This is a genomic window from Alkalicoccus luteus (genome assembly GCF_012034335.1).
In the GTDB taxonomy this organism is placed as follows: Bacteria; Bacillota; Bacilli; order Bacillales; family Salisediminibacteriaceae; genus Alkalicoccus; species Alkalicoccus luteus_A.
The window spans coordinates 1-350 of record NZ_JAATHJ010000090.1; the positions used below are offsets into that span (position 1 = coordinate 1).

Sequence of the window (350 nt, forward strand, 5' to 3'; positions counted from 1 at the left end):
CCATCTTTCAATTGCCGCACATATTTTCCGTACGTCGGATGCGCCCGCAGGGCACAGGCTTTCTTATGATGTGCTTCGTTTGCCTCCTGCCGCAAGGCATCGATCTGCGCTTCGATGGATGCCACGATTTGTTCCCGCTTCATGCGATCCCGCGCGGCTTCGTCGGGATTGTATGCAATCACATAGCGCTTGCGCGCTTCTCCGTCCCCAACAATCGCTTCTTTCACATGCAGGTTCTCTCGAATCACCTGAAACCGCCCGCGCTTGCTTAAGGCTTCTTCGACATCTTTTTTTCCCGCATGCATGCGTTCGCCAATAATATAATGGCCGCCGGTTTGCTGCAGAATCCG

Annotated in this window: 1 pseudogene; it reads right to left on the minus strand. The window is 54.0% G+C overall.

Annotation, left to right across the window (positions count from 1 at the left end):
- Nucleotides 1-350 (minus strand): annotated as a pseudogene (locus tag HCN83_RS18055) (IS1634 family transposase); the annotation flags it as partial.